The 24,934-nt window shown below is 61.1% G+C and carries 15 protein-coding genes; 11 read left to right on the top strand and 4 right to left on the bottom strand.

Features of this window, described 5'->3' with window-relative positions; translation table 11 throughout:
* The first annotated feature begins 65 nt into the window (after positions 1-65).
* From KKQ10_RS05670 to KKQ10_RS05650, 5 genes are all read left to right on the top strand, one after another.
* On the top strand, positions 66-1,058 hold the full coding sequence (locus tag KKQ10_RS05670; protein ID WP_215500510.1) for an AraC family transcriptional regulator: 993 nt from the start codon (positions 66-68) through the stop codon (positions 1,056-1,058).
* Between the two features lie 207 nt (positions 1,059-1,265).
* A complete protein-coding gene (locus KKQ10_RS05665) occupies positions 1,266-2,291 on the top strand; it encodes a histone deacetylase family protein (protein ID WP_215500509.1) in 1,026 nt (341 codons plus the stop codon).
* Complete coding sequence (locus KKQ10_RS05660; RefSeq protein ID WP_215500508.1) at positions 2,288-3,388, top strand: polyamine ABC transporter substrate-binding protein; 1,101 nt, start codon at positions 2,288-2,290, stop codon at positions 3,386-3,388. The genes KKQ10_RS05665 and KKQ10_RS05660 overlap by 4 nt, the downstream gene beginning before the upstream one ends.
* 152 nt (positions 3,389-3,540) lie before the next feature.
* Positions 3,541-8,142: a coiled-coil domain-containing protein gene (locus KKQ10_RS05655; RefSeq protein WP_215500507.1), complete on the top strand. Its 4,602-nt coding sequence runs from the start codon at positions 3,541-3,543 to the stop codon at positions 8,140-8,142.
* 26 nt (positions 8,143-8,168) lie between these two features.
* Positions 8,169-12,698, top strand: a complete 4,530-nt coding sequence (locus tag KKQ10_RS05650; RefSeq protein WP_215500506.1) for a hypothetical protein — start codon at positions 8,169-8,171, stop codon at positions 12,696-12,698.
* 34 nt (positions 12,699-12,732) lie between these two features.
* Here KKQ10_RS05650 and pdxR read toward each other — a convergent pair whose 3' ends face one another.
* Positions 12,733-14,289: a MocR-like pyridoxine biosynthesis transcription factor PdxR gene (gene pdxR, locus KKQ10_RS05645; RefSeq protein WP_215500505.1), complete on the bottom strand. Its 1,557-nt coding sequence runs from the start codon at positions 14,287-14,289 to the stop codon at positions 12,733-12,735.
* Positions 14,290-14,381: 92 nt separating this feature from the next.
* On the opposite strand from pdxR, the gene KKQ10_RS05640 reads away from it, so the two are divergent.
* From KKQ10_RS05640 to KKQ10_RS05630, 3 genes are read left to right on the top strand one after another with little or no spacing between them, the layout of a single operon-like run.
* Complete coding sequence (locus KKQ10_RS05640; RefSeq protein WP_215500504.1) at positions 14,382-15,005, top strand: FMN-binding negative transcriptional regulator; 624 nt, start codon at positions 14,382-14,384, stop codon at positions 15,003-15,005.
* A gap of 9 nt (positions 15,006-15,014) precedes the next feature.
* Positions 15,015-15,461, top strand: coding sequence for a GNAT family N-acetyltransferase (locus KKQ10_RS05635; protein ID WP_127649578.1), 447 nt, complete (start codon positions 15,015-15,017; stop codon positions 15,459-15,461).
* Between the two features lie 12 nt (positions 15,462-15,473).
* Complete coding sequence (locus KKQ10_RS05630) at positions 15,474-16,145, top strand: GNAT family N-acetyltransferase (protein ID WP_127649577.1); 672 nt, start codon at positions 15,474-15,476, stop codon at positions 16,143-16,145.
* A gap of 83 nt (positions 16,146-16,228) precedes the next feature.
* Here KKQ10_RS05630 and KKQ10_RS05625 read toward each other — a convergent pair whose 3' ends face one another.
* Positions 16,229-17,125, bottom strand: coding sequence for a homocysteine S-methyltransferase family protein (locus tag KKQ10_RS05625; RefSeq protein ID WP_127649576.1), 897 nt, complete (start codon positions 17,123-17,125; stop codon positions 16,229-16,231).
* A 110-nt stretch (positions 17,126-17,235) separates the two neighbouring features.
* Between KKQ10_RS05625 and KKQ10_RS05620 the strand changes: the two genes are divergently transcribed.
* From KKQ10_RS05620 to KKQ10_RS05610, 3 genes are all read left to right on the top strand, one after another.
* Positions 17,236-18,057: an ABC transporter substrate-binding protein gene (locus KKQ10_RS05620; RefSeq protein ID WP_127649575.1), complete on the top strand. Its 822-nt coding sequence runs from the start codon at positions 17,236-17,238 to the stop codon at positions 18,055-18,057.
* Positions 18,054-18,890, top strand: a complete 837-nt coding sequence (locus tag KKQ10_RS05615; RefSeq protein ID WP_215500503.1) for an amino acid ABC transporter permease — start codon at positions 18,054-18,056, stop codon at positions 18,888-18,890. Before KKQ10_RS05620 ends, KKQ10_RS05615 begins: the two co-directional genes overlap by 4 nt.
* A gap of 235 nt (positions 18,891-19,125) precedes the next feature.
* A complete protein-coding gene (locus tag KKQ10_RS05610; RefSeq protein ID WP_215500502.1) occupies positions 19,126-21,366 on the top strand; it encodes an autotransporter outer membrane beta-barrel domain-containing protein in 2,241 nt (746 codons plus the stop codon).
* 170 nt (positions 21,367-21,536) lie between these two features.
* Here the strand turns inward: KKQ10_RS05610 and oadA are convergent, their stop codons facing one another.
* A complete protein-coding gene (oadA, locus tag KKQ10_RS05605) occupies positions 21,537-23,345 on the bottom strand; it encodes a sodium-extruding oxaloacetate decarboxylase subunit alpha (RefSeq protein WP_215500501.1) in 1,809 nt (602 codons plus the stop codon).
* A 98-nt stretch (positions 23,346-23,443) separates the two neighbouring features.
* Positions 23,444-24,859, bottom strand: a complete 1,416-nt coding sequence (locus tag KKQ10_RS05600) for an acetyl-CoA carboxylase biotin carboxylase subunit (RefSeq protein WP_090287702.1) — start codon at positions 24,857-24,859, stop codon at positions 23,444-23,446.
* Between the last annotated feature and the right edge of the window lie 75 nt (positions 24,860-24,934).

Genomic DNA, 24,934 nt, shown 5'->3' with positions numbered 1-24,934 from the left:
ACAGTTTGATCGGCGTCCGGCATGCAACTTGCTGCGTTCCAGTCATCTCAAGGCTGGAAGATTTTATGCTGCACTCCCACCTCACCACCCTCAACGCCGTTTCGCTGGTGCTCAACACCTTCAAGGCCGAAGGCTTGTCGAGCGAGGCATTGCTGGCCGGCAGCGGCATCAGCGCTACAGATCTGAACCGCGCCGACACGCGCATCACCACCAACCAGGAGATGCAGGTCTGCGCCAACGCGGTCGCGCTCAAGCACGATATCGGTTTGGAACTGGGCCGGCGCATGCATGTTTCCTGCTACGGCATCCTCGGTTACGCGCTGCTGACCTGTGCCACCTTCGGTGACGCTTTGCGTCTGGCGATCCGTTATCCGGCGCTGTTGGGAACACTTTTCGAACTGAGCCTGGAGGACGACGGCGAGCGCGTCTGGTTCGTTGCTGCCGATTATCGCGAGAGCCCGGCGATGGCGGTGTTCAACGCCGAGTTCTGCCTGGTGTCACTGAAAGTCATTTGCGACGACCTGCTCGGTCATCCCCTGCCATTGCTCGCCACGCGGTTTGAGCACGCGGCGCCGGATTACCGCGACAGCTACGCCGAACACTTCGCCAGCCCGCTGCACTTCGCCGCCAGGGACAACGCGTTCGCCTTCGACCGCCGCTGGCTCGAGCAGCCGCTGCCACTGGCCGATGCCATCACCCATCAGGCCATGGCCGAGCGCTGCCGCAAGCAGAACCTCGAATTCACCGGCCGCCAGGCCTGGCTCGGGCGTATCCGCCAATTGCTCAGCGCCCAGTTGAATGCCGCGCCGGGGCTGGAGGGCCTGGCCCAGCAGATGAAGTGCTCGCCGCGCACCTTGCGCCGTCACCTCAAGGACATGGGCAGCAGTTATCAGGAGCTGCTCGACGAACTGCGTTTCGAGCGCGCCAAGCAGATGCTGTGTGAAGATCAGTTGCCGATCTACCGCATCGCCGAAACCCTGGGCTTCAGCGAAACCGCAAGCTTCCGCCATGCGTTCGTGCGCTGGAGCGGTGTGGCGCCGAGCCAGTTCAGAACCTGAAAGATCAAAAGATCGCAGCCTTCGGTAGCGCCTACACCGATCTCTGTAGGAGCTGCCGAAGGCTGCGATCTTTTGATCTAAAAAGGGGCGAATAACGGTCAGTTTTTTTGGCCATATCGATCCCCTTTTGGCCTTTCCTGCCGTTCTCCGATTCGCCGCACGCCGCAACACTGGGGGCCACCGAATCAGCCCTGCGGAGAACAACAAATGCTGACGATCTACTCAGACGATCACCACCTGCACCATGGCCGCTGCGAGCTCATCGACGGCCAGCTCAAGCCGTGCTTCGAGATGCCTTCGCGCGCCGACCACGTGCTGCAACGGGTACAGCACCAGAACCTCGGCCCGGTCGAGGCACCGAAGGATTTCGGCCTGGAGCCGATCGCACGAATCCACAGCCGCGACTACCTCGACTTCTTCAAAGGCGCGTGGGAACGCTGGACCGAATTCAACACCGACGGTGACTTGCTGCCGTACACCTGGCCGGCACGCACGCTGCGGCAGATCAAGCCGACCAGCCTGCACGGCCAGCTCGGTTACTACAGCTTCGACGGCGGCGCACCGATCACCGCCGGCACCTGGCAAGCGGCCTACAGCGCTGCGCAAGTCGCTCTCACCGCCCAGGCGCAAATCCAGCGCGGTGCACGCAGTGCCTTCGCCCTGTGCCGTCCGCCGGGACACCACGCCGCCAGTGACTTGATGGGCGGTTATTGCTACCTCAACAACGCTGCCATCGCCGCCCAGGCGTTCCTCGATCAGGGCCACAAGAAGGTCGCGATCCTCGACGTCGACTATCACCACGGCAACGGCACCCAGTCGATTTTCTACGCGCGCAGCGACGTGTTGTTCACCTCGATCCACGGCCACCCGGAAGCCGAGTTTCCGTTTTTCCTCGGTTACGACGATGAGCACGGCGAAGGCGCCGGTGAAGGCTTCAACTTCAACTACCCGCTGCCGGCCGGTTCCGGCTGGGATGTGTGGAGCGCGGCACTGGATCAGGCCTGTAACGAGATCGACCGCTACGGCGCCGACGTCATAATCGTGTCGCTGGGCGTCGACACGTTCAAGGACGATCCGATCTCACAATTCAAACTCGACAGCCCGGATTACCTGGCCATGGGCAAGCGCATTGCCGCCCTTGGCAAGCCAACCCTGTTCGTCATGGAAGGCGGCTACGCGGTGGAGGAAATCGGCATCAACGCGGTGAACGTGCTGGAAGGGTTTGAACAATGAACCGCCTCAAGCACCTTATCGCGCCAACCCTGTGTGCGACGTTGTTGAGCACCGCTGCCCACGCTGAAGAACGCACCCTGCGCGTCTACAACTGGTTCGACTACATCACGCCCAAGGCACTGGAAGACTTCAAGGCGCAGAACCCCCAGACCAAACTGGTCTACGACATCTTCGACACCAACGAAGCGCTGGAAGCCAAACTGCTGACCGGCAACTCCGGTTATGACGTGGTGGTGCCGTCCAACGTGTTCCTCGCCAAGCAGATCGAAGCCGGGGTGTTCCAGCCGCTGGATCGCAGCAAGCTGGCGAACTGGAACCACCTCGACCCGAAACTGATGAAGCTGATCGAGGCCAACGACCCGGGCAACCGGTTCGCCGTGCCGTACATGTACGGCACCATCCTGATCGGCTTCAACCCGGCCAAGGTCAAGGCAGCGCTGGGTGACAACGCGCCGGTGGACAGCTGGGATCTGATCTTCAAGGAAGAGAACATCAGCAAGCTCAAGCAGTGCGGCGTCGCCCTGCTCGACTCGCCGTCGGAGATCCTGCCGCTAGCCCTGCAACACCTGGGGCTCGATCCCAACAGCAAGAACCCGGCGGACTATGCGAAAGCCGAAGCGCTGCTGATGAAGATCCGTCCGTACATCACCTACTTCCACTCCTCCAAGTACATGGCCGATATCGCCAACGGCGACATCTGCGTCGCCGTCGGCTACTCCGGCAGCTTCTCGCAAGCGGCCAACCGCGCCAAGGAAGCGAAGAACGGCGTGGTGGTCGACATGCGCCTGCCCAAGGAAGGCGCGCCGATCTGGTTCGACATGCTCGCGATCCCCAAGGGTGCGAAGAACCCGGAGGACGCCTACACCTTCATCAACTACCTGCTGCAACCGGCGGTGATCGCACCGGTCAGCGACTTCGTCGGCTATCCGAACCCGAACAAGGACGCCACCGGCCTGGTGGACCCGGCGATCCGCAACAACCCCAACCTGTACCCGACCGAAGCGGCGATGAACACGCTGTACACCCTGCAGCCATTGCCTCGCGATGCCGAGCGGGCGCGGACGCGGGCCTGGACCAAAATCAAGTCCGGCACCTGACGCCCACTGCTGTACCGATAAGACCTGCGCTCGCGCAGGTCTTTTTTTGCCCGCGATATTTATCTACCACCCGCCCCGACGCATCCGTCACTACCGTGAAACGGCATGCGCACCGAATGCCCAACGGTGCCTAACCCACACAGGATGTGAACATGACCGACGTTTCCACCCCCTCCTCCGTGCCCGCTCCCACGGACGAACAGGATAAATTGCTGACCCAACTGGTGACCGGGCCGTCGATTCGCGAAGTGGCCACACGCACCCTCTTGCCGGCCCTGAAATCGCTGTACCCACAGCTGACGATCGATCCGCGTCTGGCGATGGTGGTGACCCCCACCTGGCGCCTGCTCAAGGAACAGGTCGTCCCGGGGATCCAGCACTGGGAATCGCTGACCGACACCCTCGTTCGCCATGGTGTCGAGGGCACTCCGGTGGTTTTTTTCGACGGTGAGCACTACCTCACGCTAGAGCCAATGGAGCCAGCTCCGGCGCAATTCCCCGTGAGCCTGGAAGCCATCGCCCGTTTGCTCAATGAGCTGGCGCCGCTGCTGTTTTTTGCGTTCCAGGAACAGCAAGTCGATTACTGGAACCAACTGACGTCCGACACGACCCCGCGCTGGAAACACCTGTCCAAATCGCTGCGTGAACAGTGGAACATCGAAAAGACCGCGGGCCTGGATACCGACCAGTACGCCATGGCGCGCAACCTTTACCAATACCCGGACAAGCACCTGCGCAGTGCGCATGACCGCTATCGGTCGCGCGCCTGCCTGATCGACCTCGACACCGTGAGTGACAAGACCGGCAACGACGTCTCGACGCACCTCAATGTCCTTGACCTGGCCGTACTGATCGGCGAGCACGACAGCCGCACCTTGATCCTCACGCACTCGGTGACCAACGGTTTGCGCACCTACGAGTCGTTGGAGCAACTGGGCAACTCCCTGCTGGTTTACAGCGCAGGCCAGACAAGCGGCCACACCCTGAAATGGCGCTTGATCGAACCCGAGGGCGAGTACTTCGATCATCTGGCATGCAACCTGATTGCGCTGCAGGCGGACTCGATTGGCGCGCTGTCGAACGAACCCGGCGCGGCAAATGCCGACCTCGCGCCGCACATCAGTCGCACCGCGAACGAGCTTGACCCGACAGACCAACAGGCTCCTTCACGCTTCAACCGGGTCGAGCAGACACTGCCGTCGTGGATAGCCAACGCCTCGTCCAGCGACCTCACCGCTTACAGCCGCCACCTGATGGATCTGGCGACGGTGCGCACGCAGGACGACGAGAAGACCTTTCTGGACGGCATCAAGCCGATCCGCGAGTTCGCCCTCGACACCCTGCGCGAGGCCATGCTCAAACAGCATCCCGATGCCACCTCGTTGAACCTGACGGACATCGAGATCGCTGTCGAAAGCGTCGTGGTCTGGGGTGCGTTCGTGCCACAGGTCGGGCCCGAACGCATGTCGCTGAGCCTGGTGGATCTGGCGCTGCAGAACCTGATCGCCCTGCCCTTGGGCAACAAGACCGTACGCAGCATCAGCGGGCAATCATTGCCCGAGTGGATGACCGTGGACTACCTGGAGGGATTGATCGTCAACGCCGACATCGGCCAGAGCTACCCGACACTGATCAAGAACACCTTGCTCGACGTCCCCACAGAAAGCCTTCGCCGGCAGAACCTGTTCACCGCTCACTTGCGGGTCGAACTGCCGCTGCTGGCGTTACAGCACAAGATTCGTGGTCAGGCCGGGATCAACGAACTGGGCTACCGGTATGTCGCGGCGGCCGTGCAAGTCGCCGCCGAAAACCGTTGGGTGGACGGCGAGGAAATCGTCATCCGCCCGCTGGCGTTCAAGCCCGGCTGGCGTTTGGCGGGCGCCGCCGACAAGGTGGCCAACATGTTTGTGATCGGCCCTCGCCAAATGAACAAGGGGCCGTGCCTGCTCTACCGGCCAATGCTCGATCAACCCTTGAGCCAGTACCCGACACCGGCCAACCTGATCTACGCCATCAAGCATTCGCCGACGCTGCACCAATCCGTGCTCGCCTGGCTGCCGGACAGCGTACGGGCTGATTACGCCAACTACGTGTTCACCGCGAACCGGCCTTCTGTCTGGACGCTTTCGCAACTGCTGGGCGACCCGCTGACTCCGCTGCGAATGGGCGGCACGCTGACGCTGGGCACGGCGGTCATCGACCCCGACTACCTGGACGCGCTGTTCACGTCCAACGTCAATGCACTGGTCCGGCAGGCAGAAGAACAATCGGTGTCCAACGCACAAAGCCGTTGGGAAACCTTCAAGCATGGCGCGTGGATGATCCTTAATGCAGCCTTGCCCTTTCTCGGTCGTACGGTCGGCACCGCCGCATGGATCTGGCAGGTACTGGACGACATACAACAGACTCTCGACGCCGGCGACCAGGGTGATCGACAGCAACAGGCCAGCGCGATGACGGACCTGTTGCTGACCCTGGCGATGGTCCTCGCCCATCACGCCAGTACACGATCGTCGACGGCCCCCGGCATCGAGAAAAAGACTTCGAAGGCCAAACCCGTCGCGCTTGAGGAAAAACCACGGACACCGCTCACCATCGTCCAGTCCTCCGAAGTCGTCGGCGAAGCTGCCGCTGCGCCACACCGTATCAGCGTGCTCACCGATACCGCCTTGAGTCTCACGCAGACTTTGGAACGCTTCGCGGTTCCCAGGCCCGAATCACTGATCCCGCCTGACAGCACCAGCGCGCTTTACCGTCATCTCCATCGCCTGGGAACCCGCTACTACGCCACGATCGACGAGCGCTGGTTCGAGGTAGCCGTCGATGACACAGGCGCGGTGTCGATGATCGACACCCGACAACAACCGATACGCAGAGGCCCGGCGTTGATCAGCAATACTCACGGCCAGTGGTTCGTCGACACCCGTTTGCGCCTGCGCGGCGGTGGCTTTTCCGCCCGGCGCAAAGCGCTGAAACAGCAAAACCGTCAACGCATTGCCGAACTCAAGCAACAACTGACCGAGTTCGATAACGAACGTGATCACGCAAAAACCGAGCTGATCGACGCCTACCAGAAAATGAAACGTGCCGAGGACCAGGCTTCGTCCGGACTGCAGCAGGCGTTTCTCGAAAAGCTCGACCAGCGCACCCTTCAGTACGAGGCACCAATCGAACAGCTCAAGGCCTTGAGTCTGCTGGAGACGGTTCCCAACTACCGCCCGGCCATGATCTCGATGCTCGATACCCAGTTGCATTTCAATCAGACATGGCTTGATCAGAACACCCCCGTTTTCGTGCGGACACTGCAAGAAACGCTGACATTGCTGGAAGCCGAAGACACCACGGCAGGTGCTGGCGACCGGGCGACTTATCAGCAAATGGTCGATCTGTCCGAAGGCGTGATCGGCAAGCTCGAATTCGCCCGCTCGAAGTTTCAGGAACTGGATCGCCTCGGCAGAAGTGCCGCCGAAATTGTCGTGCAGTATCGCAAGCGCTTGCCCACCTTCAGCGCCGATGATCTCAAGGCCCTGCAAGTTTCGCTGGCCCGCGAGGTGTGCCTCAAGGAGGGCGATAGTGCTGCAGTGAACGAGGCGCAGGCCGACTTTTCCCGCTTGCTCGACACCACCAATCTGGTGATCCAGACCTCTCAGGAACTGATGCTGGAGGACAACCCGGCCGGGGCAGGAGAACGCACCGAGGGCCTCGACGGACTGCTCGAACAGTTTGTCGCCATCGACCAGTCACTGGAGGACTTCGCCCTCGACCACAAAGAGGTCTTGCTGGAGCAACCGTTCAAACATCTGCGCCAGCGTATCGGCGAATTCCAGAAGCGCACTGAGGATCATCTGGCGCAATTGCTGCGCGAGCATGCTCCGGCGCAGGCTCGGCCGGGCCCCTCGAAACCCGCCCGCGCGCCCCGCAAACGGGTGGTCAAGACCCGTTTCAAGGGCACGGTCGTCGGCGAAATGCGGCCCTCGGCGCCGGGCGAACCGGTACTGCTGGAAGTCCGCGCGCCGATGACTGGCAAAGTCATCGCCACGTTCCACGAAAAAACCCCGGGCGTCTGGGTCGAACGGGTACCCGCCCGACGTCGCCGACCCGCGTCCCGACCTGCGCTCGATGCACAACTGGCCCAAGGGCAAACCCTGCTCGACAGCCTGGAAGATTTCATTCGGCGAACCGAAGCCAGCGCGAAAAAACCCGGCCGCATCCCGGTGGAAATCGAGGATCTGTTCCGCCAGAAAAGCGAACACTTCGATCACAGCGCAAGTGCCCTGGAACGTGCCCTGAGTTCGAGTACGGCTGAAGCCCAGCGCCTGGCAGCCACGAAGCTGAAGAGCGAACTGCAGCAGGCCCGCGAACGGCTGAATACCGAGGGCTACCGGCTGCGCGTCGAAATGATCAAACAGCAGCCACCCACTGCCTCGCGCATCGAATGGCTGCTGGGCAAGAATGAAATCGACATCTTGTCCGGCACCGCACGGCGTCGGCTCAAGGGCCCGCGCAGGGATTACCTGACTGAATTCGAGATTCGCGATCGTCGCAGCCAGAAAGCGCTGTGGTACGCGCACTTCCATTACCCCCAGCCGGACGGGCCGGCGGAAAACTTCACCGCCGCCCACTTGAAGACCAGCGATCAACGCTTCCTGGCCGGGGCGTTCGAGGTGAATCCCAAGACCTCCAACCCGCAAGTGATCGCCATTTATCGCAGCGAGATCAGTGCACAACTGGCCCGCAAACTGTTTTTTTCATAACCGAAACGTCAAAAAGGAAGAGGACGATGACCGAACATACCGACAACCTTCGCGTGCCCATACAACTGAAAAACAATCTGATTGTGCAGCACGACAACCAAGGCCCTACCGTCGATGAAGTCGCCGCTCGTATGCTGCGCAATGCCTTGAAAAAACAATTTCCGGATCGGACTCTGGACCCCGATCTCACACTGATCGGCACACCCCGCTGGCAATGGGCCGAGGGCAAGCTCCGGGCGCTGCCGATGACTTTCGAATCATTGACCCAGGCCCTGGTGCGCCTTTTTTTTTCCGACACCGACGCCAATTACCTGGAGGGCGAGCACTTCCTGACAGCGGATCCGCAGGCGTCTCCCGTGGTGCATCTGGACATCAGCATCGAAGCCATCGCCACGATGCTCAATGACTACTCGCCACTGCTGTTCGTGGCCTTTCGCGAGCGCCAACTGGCCTTCTGGAACAGCAATGGACACAAGGCGCCGCGCTGGCAGGAACTGGCCGATGCACTGCGCAAATCCCTGGATGTACAAAGTGTCAGCGGCTGGGATGCAGATCAGTGCCATGTCGCCCGGGCCGTCTCGCAGTATCCCGACAAGCAACAACGGGACAGCCAGCAGCCGACGCTGTCAGAGATCAAGGTTCAGCTCATCGATATCGACACGGTCGACGCCGCAGGCAAGGCCCGGCATCTGACTGTCGGCGGCGTTGCGGTACTGACCGGCCGTTATCGCGAACGCGACCTGGTGATGATGTACACCTTGGACGGCTATGAATCGTTCGCGTCTCTGGAGGCATTGGGCGCGGCGTTGCTCGAACGCCTCGAAGAACGCCTGGATGGACGCAGCATGAAGTGGCGACTGTTCGAACCCGAGGGCAATTTCTTCGACCATATGGCCTGGGCGCTGATCGCCAGCCAACTCGATGCAATCGCCGAAATCACCCGCGAATCCGTCGCCCGCGAAACCGATACCGGCAGTTCCCTGTCCGAACTTGCGCAATATCCCGGCACCGAGGAAAAAGACACCTTCGCGACCCTCGATGAAGCCATGCCCGAATGGCTGGCCGGCGCCACGGCTGCCGACATGGATCAATACAGCCGATCCGTCAGTGCCTTGGGCAAGCTGTACAAGCACATCAATAAAAACCTGTATCACCTGCCGGCCATCGACACTTTCGCCCAGCAACGAATGCGCGAAGCGATTCTTGCCGACCAGCCATCCGCTACCCGGTTACCCCTGGATTCGTTCGAGATCACCATCACCAACAGTTTCGAATCCGGTGGCTTGACGCTGCCCAACCCGCTCGACAGTCATACCGAAACCCTGGGCGAATTCGCACTGCAGAATTCACCGCCCTATGAGGCTACGCTGCGCTTCAAACCGCCGCAGCCTGTTCCCGACTGGCTGGACGTCGCGTACCTGACGCAAATGGCGAAAAAAGTCGACATCGGCCAAACCTACCCTCAGTTGATCAAGGACAAACTGATCAACGATCCAATCCAGGGAGCCATACAGAAATACTTCTACCTGCGCCAACTGCATGCCCTGCTTCCGCTGATCGCTCTGGAGTGCAAGATCCGCCGTATCGGCGGCATCGATGAACGCGGCTATGCGTATATTCGCGAATGGCTCAAACCGACACCCGGCCACGCCCAACCGATAGTCGTTCGTCCGCTGACGTTCATACGCAACGGGGACACCGAAGGCGACACGGTGACCAACATGTTCGTCATCGGTCCACGCCAGGCTGAAAGCGGGCCGTGCCTGCTGTATCGCCCTCTGTTCGATCAGCCGTTGTTGCAATTTCCGTCTGCGCAAAACCTTGTGTACGCCCTGCATCATCCGGGGGAATTAAGGGATTCGGTCCTGGCCTGGTTACCGGACTCGACCCTCAGTTTCAAATACGCCCAATACACGTTCCCCGTCGGCCTGCCCAGTCCGTGGACGAGCGCGCAAATGCTTTCCGAACCGTGGACGAGTGTGGACTGGGCCGGCCCGGTTCAGCTTTCCTCAAAAGCGCTGCATGGCGATGTATTCGGCATCCTGTTCAAGACCCATGCCCAGACCATGGCCGAGTTTGCCGACCGGCAATCACAGTCCAACGCTGAACGGCGCTGGGCACTGCTGCGCGACAGCGGCTGGGCACTGTTCAGCGTCGCCGCGAATTTCCTCAGCGGCCCGGCCGGCGCCGCGCTCTGGATCTGGCAAGGCATCAGTGAGGTCGAACAAGCGCTGCAGGCGCGTCAACGAGGTGACAAGCTCGCGGAATGGGACGCGATCGGCGATATGCTGCTGAATCTGGGTCTGCTTCTCGCCCACCGCGCGGCCGTTCGGCGCCAGAGCGGCCGCCGCCCGCCGCCATACCCGGCTGAGCGCGAATCGCCCGCCACTGTGCCTGCTGCCGTTCAGCCAGCGGCGCCCAGCGTGACTCGCGACCCCACGGTGCTGAGCGGAGAACTGCCGTCCAGCCATTACTCCTCTCTGGAAGTACGCGGCTCCGTTCCTCGCCGTACGACCGAGGCATTGACCGCCTACCTGCTGAAGGCGAGCGTGACGCCTATCGATCCGACAGAATCGGACCTGGAAAAAATCCTCTTCGGCACTGCGCCGGTGTATCGCCGCGATGATCATCTGTACGCGCAAGTCGGTGAGCACTGGTACGGCGTCATCGAAAATGACGATCAGCAGATCCAGATCGAATTCCCGGGCAATCCTCCAGAAACAGGGCCGCTACTGACCCATGACAGCCAAGGGAAATGGTTTGTCGATACCCGTCTGCGCCTGCGCGGTGGAGCCGGCGGCAAGAGCCTGCAAAGTCAGTTGCGCGCGCAACGTTGGGTGAAGGAGCAACAACGCAAACAACTGGAAGCCAAACTAAACACCTTCAAACGCCAGGAGTCCATTGGCAACGACGCCTTGAAAACCGCTCAGGAGAAAATGCTGGCCGCCACCGGGACGGCGCACGAGCAGGCAACCCGGCAATACCTCACCCAAGTGGAAAAACTCATCACGGATTACCAGCAGGCGTTGAACAACCTTCAGGAGTGGCGCCAGAAGGGTGGCAGCGACGGCTACTTTCATGACTTGTTGCGCATGACCACCCACCTGCAGAAAAACCTCTGCCTGTGGTTCGCTCTTCAGCGTAATGCCTATGCCAAATTCAATCAGAAGCTGAGCGGGAACAGCGTCATCGAGAAGGCTGCAGCGTTGCAGGCGCACATCGAGACGGTCAAGCAGACGCTGAAACTGAGCCAGGACATGGTCGCTCGCCTGCAATTGTCGCAAACCTCGCTGGTGGATCTGGAAGCCACCGGCAGCGCCGGCATCACCGCAGCAAAACCCCTGCGCGACTTGTTGCCGGCCTTCACCGCCTGGGACTTGAAGGCCAACGAAGTCGGCATGTCCCATGAGCTGTGCCTGCGGGGTGAAGCCAGCGTTGATGCCTCACAGCGCGACGCCGTGGGTCAGTTGATTATCGACGCCGCGTCCGCCGCCCATCGGCATGCTGGACTGCTCAAGGCGCCCGAGGGCGGTGAACCGCTGACCGGACGCATCGACACCCTCAGCGGGCTGCTCGATGTCTATGCAGATACCGATCAGCGCTTCAAGGACCTTGCAGATCAATACCCCGGCAAGGTCGAACCGCTCGAGATCGATCGAGTGCGCGGACTGATCGGCGAATTCCGGCAACTGGCGCAGGATCAGTTAGATCAATTGTTGCCCGAGACCACGGACATCCCCGCGCCCGCCGCGCCGAAACCGGCCGTCGCGGGTCCTTCCCGTCCGGCAATGAAGGTCACCAAGAGCCGTCCCCGTGATCCCGCGCCCGCCAAGGCTTCGACCTCCACCGAGCAGGCATTCCACGACATCCTGCCGTCACGGCCACGTCCCGCCGCCCAGCCACTGCTGAACGATACCGACACGATCGACAATGGCCAGACACTGAACGAAAACGTGCAGAGCTTCATCGATCAGACGCGAAAGGACGCGTTCAGACCCAATCGCATCCCGGCCGACATGCAGGACCTGTTTGATCAGCAGGCACAGCGCCTTGAACAGGCCGCACAAGATGTCCAGCAGGTGCTGGCACGGGAGCGTGACAGCGGCAGCTCGCGCTTCCCGGTGGGCAGCCTGCCGACGGAGCTGCGAAGTGCCGCCGAGCGCTTGCGCGCCGAGGGCATCAGTGTCCGTGCCAGCCTGCTCAAGGAGCGCCAGCCACGCCAGGCGTACCTGCAATGGCTATTGGACAATCATCAGGTGCGCATCGAGAAAAACCGGCAGGGGCGAATCAGGACCAAAAAGCGTCGGGACTATTTTCAGGAGTATCGGATTCTCGACACCGCCGATAAGCCTTTGTGGTTGGCGCACTTTCACTACGACTCCCTGCAAGCGCCGCTGGAGGCCTTCACGGTTGCGCATCTGAAAATCGCCGACGCCCATCTGCAGCAGTTCAGTGCCGAACGCCAAAACGTCCTGACTGACTTGGCGCCGATCGACTATGTCCTGCGGCGCATCAGTGATCCGGCGCTGTTCTTCAAACTTGAAGTCAGTCGCTGAGGTCATTATCCGGGCGGGTCGCCAACGACCCGCTTCAACCAACGCGCCAGGCCGTGCGCAGGCGCGCCAGTGCGGACTCGATGGCTTTTTCGGGCACAGCGGCAAACCCCATCACCAGTCCGGCGCGTCGATCAGGCGCGGTGGTCGAGTCGGGTAGCCAATAGCTGCTCAGGCCATTGATCTCCACATCGACGCTGGCAGCCTGTTCAATCAACGCCTGCTCACGGGCGATGCTGTCGACCGGTACCGTCAGGTGCAGGCCGGCAGCGACTGTCGGCAGTGGGCCGACCCCGGGAACCTCCGTTGGCCAGCCACTGAGCAAGGTATTGCGGCGACTCAGGGCGGCTCGCCGCATGCGCCGGATATGTCGTTGAAAATGCCCGGCGGCCATGAACTCCGCCATCACAGCCTGGGTGCTGACTTCGGAATGCCGCACATCCACAGCACGCCGCTGGGCAAATGCATCCACCAACCCCGGCGGCAGCACCAGATACCCCAGGCGCAACGCCGGGAACGCGACCTTGCCGAACGTGCCGACATACAGCACCCGCCCCTGTCGATCGAGCGCGGCCAAAGGCGCCAGCGGAGCACCGCTGTAGCGGTACTCGCCATCGTAATCATCCTCGACGATCCAGCCTTGCGTACGCTCGGCCCAGGCCAGCAGTTCGAGCCGCCGCGCCAGACTCATCACCACGCCCGTCGGGTACTGGTGGGATGGCGTGACATAAGTGAGACGGCAATCGCTGAGCCCGGCCAATTGCTGGCCGTCGATGCCCTCGCTGTCCACTGCCACTCCGTGCAACCGGGCACCGGCCACGGCGAAGGCATGACCGGCAGCGCGGTAGCCTGGATTCTCGATCGCTACCCCGTCGCCCGGCTCCACCAGCAACTGTGCACAAAGGCTAATCCCCTGCTGCGCGCCACTGGTGATCACAATTTGCTCAGCCGTGCACTGCATGCCACGGGAACTGCGCAAATAGGCCGCGATCATCCCCCGCAACCGCGCATCACCGGCCGGGTCGCCATAACACAGCTGCTGCAAATCCGGTTTGCGCCAGAAAGCCGCATTCAGCTTGGCCCAGACGTCGAAAGGGAACAGATCGAAGGCCGGAACACCGACCCGAAACGCCCGGGGCGGACCACTGGGCGGACGGGCCAAATGATTGTTTTTGACCCGGGTCAGCGCGTCGTTGTGGATAACTTTGCTGGATGGATCCACAGGTAAATCCAGCCAATTTGTGGATAAGGCTGTGGGTAAGCCTGTTGAAAACCCTGTGGATACTTTTGTGGATAGTTTTTTCGCCGGCAACACCGCCTGCGGCAATTGCGCAACGTAAGTGCCGTCGCCGACCCGGCCTTCGATAAAGCCTTCGGCGTACAACTGATCGTAGGCGCGCACCACGCTGTTGCGCGAGATCGCCAGCGCCGCCGCCAGATCGCGGCTGGCCGGCAACCGCGTGCCACTGGCAAGACGTCCGTCCAGTACGCGCAAACGCAACGCCTGGTAAAGCTGCCGGCTCAAGCCCTGACGGCGGTCGAGTTCGATTCCCGCCGGATTGAACGGCATGGACAGCGTGAGCGATTCGGGCATGGCAATGGACCTATGAAATTGGTCATCAATGGCTCTTACAACAGTCCAATAGCCTGCCTAGGATGCAGGCATTCGCCAAGGAAAATCTCTCCATGTACACGCCACGCGCTTTTGCCATCGACGAGTTGTCCCAACTGCACGAACTGATCCTCGCCACCCGCCTCGCCATTCTCGTGACCCACGGTGAAAGCGGCCTGCAGGCCAGCCATGTGCCGGTGCTGCTGCATCGCGAACAAGGCCAGAACGGCACGTTGTACGGGCATCTGGCCAAAGCCAATGCGCAGTGGAACGATTTGCGCGACGGCGCCGAAGCCCTGCTGATCTTTGCCGGCCCGGACGCCTACGTCAGCCCCGGGTTTTATCCGAGCAAGGCTGAGCACGGCAAAGTCGTGCCGACCTGGAACTATGTCGCCGTGCACGCCTACGGTCACGCCGAAACCTTCAGCGATGGCGGACGCCTGCTCGACATCGTCAGCACGCTCACCGATCGCCACGAAGCCGGTCGCGCGCAACCGTGGAAGGTCGACGACGCGCCCGCCGACTACATCGACGGCATGCTCAAGGCCATCGTCGGTTTTGCCATTCCCATCGATCGCCTCGAGGGTAAGCGCAAGCTCAGCCAGAACCGCAGCGCCGAAGACATCGCCGGCGTGCGTGAAGGCCTGTCCGCCAGCCCCGACATCAACGACCAGACCCTCGCCCACTTGATGCGTTAAGGAAATAGCATGAGTCAGATCCAGATCCGCCCGGTGACTGCCGGTGATCACGCCGCCTGGTTGCCGTTGTGGCAGGCCTACCTGCGCTTCTACAACACCGAGTTACCGCAGGCCGTCACACACAGTACCTGGCAGCGTTTCCTCGATACGAGCGAACCGACCCACGCCGCCCTCGCCTGGGCCGATGGCAAAGCCGTGGGCATGGTCCATTTCATTTATCACCGCTCGAACTGGAGCATCGAAAATTCCTGCTACCTGCAGGATCTGCTGGTCGAGCCGCAAACCCGTGGCACCGGCGTCGGGCGTCTGCTGATCGAGCACGTCTATGCCACCGCCAAGGCTGATGGCTGCTGCAAGGTCCACTGGCTGACCCACGAGAGCAACGCCACCGCGATCCAGCTCTACGAGCGCATCGCCGAACGCCCCGGATTCATCCAGTTTCGCAAAGCCATTTAAGGAGCCGCGTACATGACCACTTCACTTGCCGACTGGAAAGGCGTCCCCGCCCCCACTGCCACCTTGTTCGAAGGCCGCTTCATCCGCCTGGAACGACTCGACCCGGCACGCCATGGCGACGAGCTGTTCAACGTCCTCCAAGGCCCAGGTGCCGACCCGAAACTCTGGGACTATTTGCCCTACGGCCCGTTCCCGCAGCGCAGCGTTTTCAATGACTGGCTGAACAACCATGCGGCCAGCAGCGATCCGTATTTCTTCAGCATCGTCGACCGCGCCACGGGTCAGGTGCAGGGCATTCTCAGCCTGATGTCGATTGTCCCGGCTCACGGCCGCATCGAAATCGGCCACGTCACCTTCGGCGCGCCGATGCAACGCTCACCGAAAAGCACTGAAGCGGTGTACCTGCTCGCCAAATACGCCTTCGCGCTGGGCTACCGTCGCCTGGAATGGAAATGCAACAACGGCAACGCCCGCTCCAAATACGCCGCCGAGCGCCTGGGTTTCAGCTTCGAAGGCGTGTTCCGCCAGCACATGGTGGTCAAGGGTCAGAACCGCGATACCGCGTGGTATTCGATCCTGGATTCGGAATGGCCGGCGATTGCGGCGGGGTTCGAGCAGTGGTTGAGCGATGAAAACCAGACACCGACCGGGCAGGTGAAAGGATTGGTCGAGTGCCGTTCCTGAGTCTGTAAACGTAGAAAATCGCAGCCTGCGGCAACTCCTCACCCTGTAGGAGCTGCCGCAGGCTGCGATCTCTTGACCTTTATTTACACCAGCTTCTGCGCCAGCACCGCGATGTGTTCCGGGCCGATGCCGCAGCAGCCGCCCAAGTGGCTGGCACCACGCTGCTGCCAGTCCTGCGCCCAATGCAGATACCCCGGCGGATCCAGATCGTCACGCAACGGGTCGAGGCCATCGTTGGCCGTCGCCTCTTTGGGTTGCGGCGGAAACGCATTGGCGTACGCGCCGATGTGGATCTTCACCCCCAGGCGTTCGAAGGTGTCACGCGCCGCGTCAATCGCGGCACCGATCACTTCCGGCTGACTGCAGTTGAACAGCAGCGTCTCGACGCCCAACTCGGCCGCCACGGCCGCCGCTTCGGCCACCGGCTCACCGGAACGCAGACGCGGTACATCGTCGGTGTCTTCATCCTTCAGCGTAAACGACAGCCAGAACGGCTTGCCGTCCTTTGGCAGACCCGCGCGGATGGATCGCGCCTCGATGATCGAACTCTGGGTTTCCGCCAGCCACAAGTCGACATGGGGCGCCAGACCGCTCACCAGTGGCGCCAGCAATTCGTTCACCCGCGCCGCCTCGAACAGGTCCGGGCGATAGGAACCAAACAGCGGCGGCAACGAACCGGCCACCCGCACCGCCTTGCCCGACGCCTGTACTGCACGCTGCGCCAGCTCCCCGGCCAATGCCGCCAGTGCCTCACCTTCAGCGGCAAACCGCGCTGCGCCGATGTGAAACGGTACCACCGCATAGCTGTTGCTGGTGATCACATTGGCGCCGCTGGCGATGTAGGCAGCGTGCACCGCTTCGACCGCTTGCGGCGCCTCGATCAAGGCCAGCGCCGACCACTCGGGTTGCCGAAACGGTGCCCCGGCGCGCTGCAATTCACGGCCCATGCCGCCATCAAGAATTACCGTTGCTGTGCCCATATGCGATTCGCTCATATGCTTATGAAAATAACTCACTACCAGAGTAGTTCTTATAACTATTTAATACGCACCATCCGGTTAATAACAACCCCTTTTTTCAGGTATCGACTGTGAAACTTCAACCGCTACTGGCCCTGGGCCTGACGATTCTGGCCGCCTCCACCCAAGCCTTCGGTGGCGCCACACTCGATCGCGTCGAGCAGAAAAAAGAACTGGTCGGTGTGCTGATGGAAAGCTATCCACCGTTCTCGTTTCTCAATGAGCAGAACCAGCTCGACGGTTTCGATGTGGATGTCGCCAAAGCCGTCGCTGACAAGCTGGGGGTCAAGCTGCGCCTCGAAACGCCATCCTGGGACGTCATTGCGGCTGGCCGCTGGAGCGGACGCTATGACATCTGCATCTGCTCCATGACGCCCAGCAAGGCACGCGCCGAAGTGTTCGATTTTCCGGTCGAGTACTACGCCTCGCCAGCGGTGATCGTGGTCAACGCCAAGGACGATCGCATCCACGGCGCCAAGGATCTGAGTGGCAAGAAAGTCGGTCTGACCAGCGCCTCCAGCTATGAAAGTTATCTGAACAAGAACCTGGTCATCGAAGGCGCCGAAGACACGCGCCTGGAGTACCCGTTCGAGGACGTGCAGATCGCCCCGTACGATACCGACAACGTCGCCTTCCAGGACCTGGGCCTGGGTGCCGGTGTGCGTCTGGATGCCATCCTCACCAATCTGGTCACCGCGCAACCGCGCCTGAATCAGGACAAACGTTTCAAACTGGCCGGCGAGCCGCTGTACGCGGAGCCCAACTCGGTCGCCATCGAAAAGGGTGACGCGCAGTGGGACGCCAAGGTGCGCGAGGTGTTTGCGCAACTCAAGCAGGACGGCACGCTGAGCAAGCTGTCGCAAAAATGGATCGGCGCCGATATCAGCCAATGACTGCCTTCCCGACACAACCACAACCGCCGCAACCGGTGGCTGAATCGCGCCTGCAACGGCTGTTTGGTTTCCGCACGCGCCTTTACCTGACGTGGGCGGCGATGTTCAGCCTGTTCGCCAGTTTTTTCCTGAGCTTCGATCTGAAGCTCTCGATCATCCTCGACAAGCTGCCGAACCTGCTCGGCGTGCACCTGGCGCCCAACGGCTTTTTGCAGGGCGCGGCGCTGACTCTGTTTCTATGTGCCTGCGCGATTGTCGCCTCGTCATTGCTGGGCTTCATCACGGCCCTGGCGCGCCTGTCGAAAAGCGCCGTGGCATTCGGCATCGCCAGTTTCTACACCTCGTTCTTCCGCGGCACACCGCTGCTGATCCAGATCCTGCTGATCTACCTCGGCCTGCCGCAACTGGGCGTCGTGCCCGGTGCGGTGGTAGCCGGGATCATTGCCCTGTCTCTGAACTATGGCGCGTACCTCAGCGAGATCTTCCGCGCCGGCATCCTCGGCGTGCCCTATGGTCAGCGCGAAGCCTCACTGGCGCTGGGCATGCGCGAGAGTGTGATTTTCTGGCGGATCACCCTGCCCCAGGCCATGCGCACCATCATCCCGCCGACCACCAACCAGTTCATCTCGATGCTCAAAGACTCGTCACTGATCTCGGTGATGGGCGTGTGGGAGGTGATGTTCCTGGCCCAGTCCTACGGGCGTTCGAGCTACCGCTACATCGAGATGCTGACCACGGCGGCGATCATTTACTGGCTGATGTCGATCGGCCTGGAATTGATCCAGGCGCGAATGGAGCGCCATTACGGCAAGGCCTACGCGCATCGCCGTTGAGGTGATCGGCTGCCCTCGCGCGCCTCAGTCGTTCATGCCACGAGCCTGTGCAGCGACAACGTCACTTGTAGGAAAGGGCGACGGGCCGGTAGGAAGTATTTCGCAATTCTGCGCCAAGTCGTCGTTTTCCGCCGTTCAATCCGACGTCGCCTGCAACCGTGTGCGATCCAGCTGACATCGGTGCCGCCCGGCGCCAACTTAGAGTTTGGCCTCCTTCCAAGAGAGGCTGAACTCGATGCCCGTTCAATTTCACTATCGACCTAAACATCTGGCTCTGGCCATTTCACTGGCGCTGGGTTGCGCAGACCTGTCCATGGCCCAGGAGATGCCGGTCGACGCTCAAGACTTTACGCTCGCAACGCCCGAAGCACTCAAGTCAGCCGTCGACGCTTTCATTCATCACCCGGAGACCGTTACGCACAGGATCAACAAGGGTTACAAGGCGCAGGACGGCGTATCCCTGGCACTCGATGAACGCAATGACCTCGTCACAATACAGGCCCGAGGGAGTTTCGCCGGACGGGTCGATGGTGGCGGGGGTACCAACCTGCTGCAACTCGATGCGGACAAAAAAGGAGCGCTCGATGAAACCCGGAACTTCGACGGGCTGGAGGTCAGGCGGGGCAAATGGACACGCAGCGGGCCAAGTGATTTCAGTCTCGGCGTGCTGATTCATCCCAAGGCGTTACTGGTCAACGAAGGGGACATTTCCGGTACTGCCTTGACCGACGGTATATTGGTCAACAAAGGTGCAATTGGCAGCGGCGCCACCGTTTCATCTGGTGGCGATCTGACCAACCTGGGCGTCATCCACGGCATTGTGAATGTTCAGGAGAACGGCCACTTCGCCGGGGCTGGTCTGGTCAATCATTTGAACGTAAACGGGCGCATGACCCTCGACGAGGTGTATGGCGCCCCCCAGGTGCTGGGAGACCTCAATCTGTCCCGTACCGCCGTAGTGGCCTACGCGGTGGATGCCTCCGGCAATAGCCAGACCCTGGTCGTCAAAGGCACAGCCCATCTGGCAGACGCCACCCTTAAACTGGTCACCACCGGTGATTACCCTCTAAGCAGCCAGCACGCCATCCTTGAGGCCGGGAAAGTCGAGGGACAGTTCGCATCAGTCGAGAACGATCTGGCATTCATGACCCCCACGCTGCAGTACGAAGAACAGCGAGTTGGCTTGCTCTACACTCGTAACGATGTGCCACTTGAAAGTTTCGCGACCACGGCAAACAGCCAGTCGTTCGCTGAAAGCATTGACGAGCCCCCCGCCCAGACTCAACAGCACCAACCATCTCAACAACCTCAGCAACCTCAGCAACCTCAGCAACCTCAGCAACCTCAGCAACCTCAGCAACCTCAGCAACCTCAGCAACCTCAAGAGCCTGAGCCATCCAGTCAGCCTGCAAAAGTCATAAACCCTTCTACCGCAGCCAACGCGGCTGTCGTTGCCCTGCTCGGCGCCAGCAAGCCAACGGCCAGCGCGGCACTCGAGCAACTCGCTGCCGGCAGCAACGCCAATCTCGCCAAAGCCACACTGAGCAGCGTTAATCCGGTCAGCGCCAGCATGCTCTCGGCCATGCACCAGCTAGACAACCGCAAGGGTGCGCAGGGTTCAGGAAATGTGCCGCGCCTGGCGGCGGGCGGCGAAGGCTCCGGACGGGTCTGGCTGCAAGCTCTGGGGCATGGCGGCGAGGTTGATCGTGATTTCGACAGCATCCTGAAACATTCCACTCAGGGGGTGGTACTGGGTGCCGACTGGCAATTCGACGAGCAATGGCATATCGGCCTGATGGGTGCCAAAGCGCAAACCCGGTTCGATGCCCGGCAGTTCGACGGCGATCTCGACAGCTGGCATCTCGGTGCTTATGCCGTGCGCCAGGATGGGCCGTTTGCCCTGCGTCTAGGCGCGGCCTATGGCAGTCACAATGGCAGCAGCAAACGTCATGTTGATTTCAACGCGTTCAGCGACCGGCTCAAGAGCAACTACGACGCCAACACCCAGCAGCTCTTTGCCGAAGTCGGCTACAACCTGGGCCGTGGCAACGTCAGCATCGAACCGTTCGTCAACCTCGGTTATCAGCGCTACCAACGAGATGCTTACACCGAGAAAGGTGGCGATGCAGCACTGAAGGTCGAGGGTCAGACCCGAGCAAACCCAAACAGTATCGTTGGCCTGCGCCTGGCGAAAACCAGTCATCTGTCCAACGGCATGCAACTGACGCCGCGTCTCAGTGCCCGCGTGAAACACACCTACGGCGATCTCGACAACGCAACGCGTCAGCACCTGGTCAAGGGAGGCAAAAACTTTGAAGTCACCGGAGCCGAGATGGATCGCAACAGCTTTACGCTGGATGCGGGCCTGGATCTGACTCTGTCTGCCCGCAACACCTTGGGCGTTGGCCTCACCGGCGAGGCTGGCAACGACAGCCGCAGCTACGGCGTGACGGGCCAGTGGCGCATGGCGTTCTGAGCCAACACCTGGTGTAGGAGCTGCCGCAGGCTGCGATCTTTTGATCTTCAAAAGCAAAGTCAAAAGATCGCAGCCTGCGGCAGCTCCTACAAAGAGAAGCGCATAGCGCGCAAAAAAAAGGGGAGCACATGCCCCCCCGAGGTTTAAAACGTTGAATCGTGGCGATTATCTCAGCCTTCGATCTCGATCAGGATTTCGCCCGGATTGACCCGGTCACCCTTGGCGACATGAATGGCGATAACCTTGCCGGCAATCGCTGCCTGGACTTCGGTTTCCATCTTCATCGCTTCGGTGATCAGCACAGCCTGACCGGCCTTGACGATGTCGCCCTCCTTGACCAGGACATCGACGATGTTGCCTGGCATGGTGGTGCTGACGTGGCCCGGTGCCGATGCTTGCTTGCGCTTGCTGCTGCCACCGCCGACGAATTCGTTGAGCGGTTCGAACACCACTTCTTCCGGCATGCCGTCGATGGACAGGTAGAAATGACGCTTGCCTTCGGCCTTCACACCGACACCGGTGATGTCGACGCGATAGGTCTCGCCGTGGACGTCGATGACGAACTCGGTAGGCACGCCTTCGCCGCCAACTTTCGTCACGCCACCAGCCTCAGGGATTGGCAACAGCACTTCCGGAACGAGGGTGCCGGCGGCACGCTCTTCGAGGAACTTGCGACCGATGTCCGGGAACATGGCAAAGGTCAGCACGTCTTCTTCGGACTTGGCCAGTGCGCCGATGTCGGCACGCAGTTTGGTCATTTCCGGCTTGAGCAGATCGGCCGGACGCACATCGATCACTTCTTCACTGCCGATGGCCTGACGGCGCAGCTTCTCGTTCACCACGCCTGGCGCTTTGCCGTAACCGCCCTGCAGGTACAGTTTCACCTCGTTGGTGATGGTCTTGTAGCGCTCGCCGGCCAGCACGTTGAAGAACGCCTGGGTGCCGACGATCTGCGAGGTTGGAGTCACCAGCGGCGGGAAGCCGAGGTCTTCACGCACCCGCGGGATTTCCGCCAGCACTTCGGCCATGCGGTTCAACGCGCCCTGCTCTTTCAACTGGTTGGCGAGGTTGGAGATCATCCCGCCCGGCACCTGGTTGACTTGCACACGGGTGTCAACGGCGGTGAACTCGCTTTCGAACTGGTGGTACTTCTTGCGCACGGCGTAGAAGTACAGGCCGATTTCCTGCAGCAGCTCCAGGTTCAGACCAGTGTCGTACTCGGTGCCCTTGAGCGCAGCAACCATCGACTCGGTACCCGGATGGCTGGTGCCCGAGGCGAAGCTGGAGATCGCGGTGTCGATGTGGTCGGCGCCGTTTTCGATGGCCTTGAGCTGGCACATGGTCGCCAGACCGGCCGTGTCATGGGAGTGGATGAACACCGGCAGCGACTGCTCGGCTTTCAATGCGCGGACCAGTTCACCGGTGGCGTACGGCGTCAGCAGACCGGCCATGTCCTTGATCGCCACCGAGTCGCAACCCATGGCTTCCATCTGCTTGGCCTGCGCCACAAAGGCGTCGATGGTGTGCACCGGGCTGGTGGTGTAGGCGATGGTGCCCTGGGCGTGTTTGCCGGAGGCCTTCACCGCTTCGATCGCCACGCGCAGGTTACGCACGTCGTTCATCGCGTCGAAGATGCGGAACACGTCGATGCCATTCACCGCAGCCTTGGCGACGAAGGCTTTGACCACGTCGTCGCTGTAGTGGCGGTAGCCCAGCAGGTTCTGCCCACGCAGGAGCATTTGCAGTCGGGTGTTGGGCAGTGCGGCGCGCAGCTGGCGCAGGCGCTCCCACGGGTCTTCTTTCAGAAAGCGCACGCAGGCATCGAACGTCGCACCGCCCCAGCATTCCAGCGACCAGTAGCCAACTTTGTCGAGCTTGTCGCAGATCGGCAGCATGTCTTCGGTACGCATGCGGGTAGCGAGCAGCGATTGGTGAGCGTCGCGCAGGATGGTGTCGGTTACGAAGATCTTCTTAGTCATTGGTATCTCCTCATAGCGGCAAGCTTCAAGCTACGAGTCGCAAGAAAAAACCGAGTCGGTTTCACTTGAAGCTTGTAGCTGAAAGCTCGCAGCTGCATTTATAGGCCTGCGTGGGCGGCGATGGCGGCGGCGATGGCCAGGGCCAGCTCTTCGGGTTTGCGCTTGATCGAGTAGTTGGTCAGTTCAGGATGGCTTTCAACGAAGCTGGTATTGAACTGGCCGCTACGGAATTCCGGATTGCGCAGGATTTCCTGGTAATACGCGGCGGTGGTCTTCACGCCTTGCAGGCGCATGTCGTCGAGGGCGCGCAGGCCACGATCCATGGCCTCTTCCCAGGTCAACGCCCAGACCACCAGTTTCAGGCACATCGAGTCGTAGAACGGCGGAATGGTGTAACCGGTGTAGATCGCCGTGTCGGTACGCACGCCCGGACCGCCGGGGGCGTAGTAGCGGGTGATCTTGCCGAAGCTCGGCAGGAAGTTGTTCTTCGGGTCTTCGGCGTTGATCCGGAACTGCAGCGCGAAGCCACGGTGCTGAATGTCTTCCTGTTTCACCGACAGCGGCAGGCCGGAGGCGATGCGGATCTGTTCGCGAACGATGTCGATCCCGGTGATTTCTTCGGTGATGGTGTGTTCCACCTGCACCCGGGTGTTCATCTCCATGAAGTACACCTCGCCCTCGGCGAGCAGGAACTCCACAGTACCGGCGTTCTCGTAACCCACGGCTTTGGCTGCGCGCACCGACAGGTCGCCGATGTAGGCGCGCTGTTCCGGGGTCAGTTGCGGGCTCGGGGCGATCTCGATCAGCTTCTGGTTGCGGCGCTGGATCGAGCAGTCACGCTCGAACAGATGCACGACGTTGCCAAAGCTGTCGCCGAGGATCTGCGCTTCGATGTGTTTGGGATTAACGATGCATTTTTCCAGGAACACTTCCGCCGAACCGAAAGCCTTGGTTGCTTCGGAAATCACCCGAGGGAAATTCTGTTCGAGCTCTTCGCGGCTGTTGCAGCGACGGATGCCGCGCCCGCCACCACCGGAGGTGGCCTTGAGCATGACCGGGTAACCGATGCGGTCGCCTTCGGCCAGTGCTTCTTCGATACCGGAGACGTTGCCTTCGGTGCCCGGGGTGACCGGTACGCCGGCCTTGATCATGCTGCGCCGGGCTTCGGTCTTGTCGCCCATGCGGCGAATGACTTCCGCTGACGGGCCGATGAATTTGATGCCGCGTTCGGCGCAGATTTCTGCCAGCTCAGCGTTTTCCGAAAGGAAGCCGTAACCGGGGTGCAGGGCATCGCAACCGGTTTCCACCGCCAGGTTCACCAGCTTGCGCGGGTTCAGGTAACCGGCCAGAGGCTCGGCACCGATGCTGTGAGCTTCGTCCGCACGCTTCACATGCAAGGCATGGCGGTCGGCGTCGGAAAAAATCGCAACCGAGCGAATGCCCATTTCGGCGCAGGCTCGCACGATTCGTACGGCAATCTCACCACGGTTGGCGATCAGGATCTTTGTTATCACTTGGAGGTTCCCTTGAGCCGGTGGCACCACGACCTGCTAGACCCAGGTCGACGCGTGACTAAATGTTTCAATTTA

This window comes from Pseudomonas sp. MG-9, from assembly GCF_018729515.1.
Taxonomy (GTDB): Bacteria; Pseudomonadota; Gammaproteobacteria; order Pseudomonadales; family Pseudomonadaceae; genus Aquipseudomonas; species Aquipseudomonas serboccidentalis.
Note: the sequence above shows the minus strand (reverse complement) of the source record. Positions and strands in the feature narration are given on the sequence as shown.

Bases quoted from the DNA above. Each gene is read 5' to 3' on its own strand.
- KKQ10_RS05670 (WP_215500510.1), top strand. From the start codon at position 66: ATGCTGCACTCCCACCTCACCACCCTCAACGCCGTTTCGCTGGTGCTC.
- KKQ10_RS05665 (WP_215500509.1), top strand. From the start codon at position 1,266: ATGCTGACGATCTACTCAGACGATCACCACCTGCACCATGGCCGCTGC.
- KKQ10_RS05660 (WP_215500508.1), top strand. From the start codon at position 2,288: ATGAACCGCCTCAAGCACCTTATCGCGCCAACCCTGTGTGCGACGTTG.
- KKQ10_RS05655 (WP_215500507.1), top strand. From the start codon at position 3,541: ATGACCGACGTTTCCACCCCCTCCTCCGTGCCCGCTCCCACGGACGAA.
- KKQ10_RS05650 (WP_215500506.1), top strand. From the start codon at position 8,169: ATGACCGAACATACCGACAACCTTCGCGTGCCCATACAACTGAAAAAC.
- pdxR (WP_215500505.1), bottom strand. From the start codon at position 14,289: ATGCCCGAATCGCTCACGCTGTCCATGCCGTTCAATCCGGCGGGAATC.
- KKQ10_RS05640 (WP_215500504.1), top strand. From the start codon at position 14,382: ATGTACACGCCACGCGCTTTTGCCATCGACGAGTTGTCCCAACTGCAC.
- KKQ10_RS05635 (WP_127649578.1), top strand. From the start codon at position 15,015: ATGAGTCAGATCCAGATCCGCCCGGTGACTGCCGGTGATCACGCCGCC.
- KKQ10_RS05630 (WP_127649577.1), top strand. From the start codon at position 15,474: ATGACCACTTCACTTGCCGACTGGAAAGGCGTCCCCGCCCCCACTGCC.
- KKQ10_RS05625 (WP_127649576.1), bottom strand. From the start codon at position 17,125: ATGGGCACAGCAACGGTAATTCTTGATGGCGGCATGGGCCGTGAATTG.
- KKQ10_RS05615 (WP_215500503.1), top strand. From the start codon at position 18,054: ATGACTGCCTTCCCGACACAACCACAACCGCCGCAACCGGTGGCTGAA.
- KKQ10_RS05610 (WP_215500502.1), top strand. From the start codon at position 19,126: ATGCCCGTTCAATTTCACTATCGACCTAAACATCTGGCTCTGGCCATT.
- oadA (WP_215500501.1), bottom strand. From the start codon at position 23,345: ATGACTAAGAAGATCTTCGTAACCGACACCATCCTGCGCGACGCTCAC.